The organism is Acinetobacter sp. TY2, from assembly GCF_046269225.1.
Taxonomy (GTDB): domain Bacteria; phylum Pseudomonadota; class Gammaproteobacteria; order Pseudomonadales; family Moraxellaceae; genus Acinetobacter.
Map to the genome: position 1 here is coordinate 1 of NZ_JBJZOR010000061.1, position 1773 is coordinate 1773.

The 1773-nt window shown below is 42.9% G+C and carries 2 protein-coding genes; both read left to right on the top strand.

Annotation, left to right across the window (positions count from 1 at the left end):
- Window positions 1–861: methylisocitrate lyase (gene prpB / locus ACK1JC_RS16975; protein WP_409512970.1), on the top strand; the 861-nt coding region annotated here is incomplete at its 5' end.
- 1 nt (window position 862) lies between these two features.
- A partial coding sequence (locus tag ACK1JC_RS16980; protein WP_409512971.1) for a citrate/2-methylcitrate synthase occupies window positions 863–1773 on the top strand: 911 nt, incomplete at its 3' end.

A 1773-nucleotide genomic window follows, 5' to 3' on the forward strand; every position in this document is an offset into this window, starting at 1 on the left:
TTAAGATTTAGACAAGCACTGGAAGTAGAAAAACCATTACAAATCATTGGAACGGTCAATGCTTATGCAGCCATGATGGCAAAACAGGTGGGTTACAAAGCCATCTATCTATCGGGGGCAGGTGTTGCGAACTACTCATACGGCTTACCTGACCTAGGTATGACCAGTCTAGACAATGTACTTGAAGATGTACGTCGAATAACTGAACGTGTAGATACACCACTCCTTGTCGATATCGATACAGGTTGGGGCGGAGCATTTAACATTGCACGTACCGTTAAACAAATGATTGCAGCGGGCGCAGCAGCGGTTCACATTGAAGACCAAGTGGTGCAAAAACGCTGTGGACACCGTCCAAATAAAGAAATCGTGACTCAACAAGAAATGGTTGATCGTATTAAAGCAGCGGTGGATGCCAAAACAGATTCTAACTTTGTGGTGATGGCACGTACCGATGCACTACAAAAAGAAGGTCTACAAGCCGTCATTGATCGTGCATGTGCATGCGTAGAAGCAGGTGCAGATGCAATCTTTGCTGAAGCAATGACTGACATTACGATGTACAAAACAGTCTGTGATGCAGTGGGTGTACCTGTACTTGCAAACATCACTGAATTTGGTGACACACCTTATTACACCACTGAAGAATTAGGTGAACAAGGCATTTCAATGGTGCTTTACCCATTGTCAGCAACACGTGCAATGCAAAAAGCCGCACTTGAAGTATTCCAAGCCATTCGTAAAGACGGCACACAAGTGAATGTTCTCGACAAGATGCAACAACGCAAAGAACTCTATGAATTCCTTGACTATCATACCTTTGAAAATACATTAGACAAACTCTTCACGGAAGGAAAATAAAATGGCTGAAGGAAAAGTACTCACAGGCGCAGGGCTGCGCGGACAAGTTGCAGGCAAAACTGCACTTTCAACTGTAGGCAAAAGTGGCGCAGGCTTAACATATCGTGGATATGACGTTCAAGATTTGGCGGAAAACTGCCAATTTGAAGAAGTTGCTTACCTGATTTTCTTTGGTGAATTACCAACAGCAGAACAGCTTGCAACATACAAAGCAAAACTCAAATCATTACGTCAATTGCCACAAGCACTCAAAGAAGTCCTTGAACGCATTCCTGCAGATTCACATCCAATGGATGTGATGCGTACAGGTGTTTCAATGCTCGGTAACATTGAAACTGAAAAAACATTCGATGAGCAACAAGATGTAGCAGACCGTATCCTTGCAACCTTGCCTGCTATCATTTGTTACTGGTACCGTTTCAGCCATGATGGCGTACGCATTGAAGAAAATACTGATGATGATTCAATTGGTGCTCAATTCTTGCATTTACTTCGTGGTGAAAAACCAAATGAATTGCATGAACAAGTGATGAATGTTTCGTTGATTTTGTATGCAGAGCATGAATTTAACGCTTCTACATTCACAGCGCGAGTATGTGCATCAACACTTTCAGATATGCATTCATGTATTACAGGTGCGATTGGATCACTCCGTGGTCCATTACATGGTGGTGCGAATGAAGCTGCGATGGAAATGATTGAAAACTGGACGTCTCCTGAAGAAGCTGAACGTGAAATGTTGGGCAAGTTAGCACGTAAAGAAAAGATCATGGGCTTTGGTCATGCGATCTACAAAGATAATGATCCACGTAATGGCATCATCAAAATTTGGTCAGAGAAATTAGCGAAAGATGTAGGTGATACCACACTTTACCCAGTATCAGTGCGCTGTGAAGAAGTGATGTGGCGTGA